This is a genomic window from Halorubrum sp. SS7 (genome assembly GCF_005435055.1).
In the GTDB taxonomy this organism is placed as follows: Archaea; Halobacteriota; Halobacteria; order Halobacteriales; family Haloferacaceae; genus Halorubrum; species Halorubrum salinarum.
This window is the reverse complement of sequence record NZ_SGXV01000052.1, coordinates 1,169-1,778: the sequence shown is the minus strand read 5'-3', so window position 1 is coordinate 1,778 and position 610 is coordinate 1,169. Positions and strand designations below refer to the sequence as shown.

1 pseudogene is annotated in these 610 nt (G+C 53.8%); it reads right to left on the bottom strand.

Going from position 1 to position 610, the window contains the following annotated elements:
• Positions 1-610 (bottom strand): annotated as a pseudogene (locus EXE44_RS16285) (hypothetical protein); the annotation flags it as partial.

The following is a 610-nucleotide window of genomic DNA, read 5'->3' as shown; positions in this document are numbered from 1 at the left end:
TGCCAGGCGATCTGCTAAACTGTTGTAGATTGAACTTTTCCGTCGATCCCTGAGCTACTACCGCGTTCGTATCAAGATCAGTTATCCCTGCTGCACCAATGAGTAAGGCCTGCCCGGATGGAAGATTAAGATCGCCGCCAGCACCATTAAATTCGCTATTACCGTCGTTATTCACCCTGTCCGCTTGCTCATCTGTGGTACTGTCAACTCTGATCCCAGTAATTGTTACATCGCCGCTCCCGGTGTTTTCGAGTTCAAAAGCTATCCTACCATTATCATCGGTGTCGGTGCCAGTTCCAGTGACATACTTGAGTTCCGGGTCGCCTCCGGGAGAAGTATCTCCACCGTTACCACCACCAGCACCGGCACCGCCCCCGGTTACAGGCCCGACGTTATCTTTCACCGTCTCACCGCTCGGTTCTGACTGTATACCCACGGAGTTCACGGTGACGTTATCTGGGCTATCAACCTGAAGCAGCAGGGCCGAGACCTCACTCGACGTGGGGTACGCACTGTCATTCACACCCTGGTACGTGACCGAGCCGTTCTCGATCGACTCGTTCCAATAGCCGTCCTCGCTCCCCAATCTCGTTGGGATTCGAACATCGAT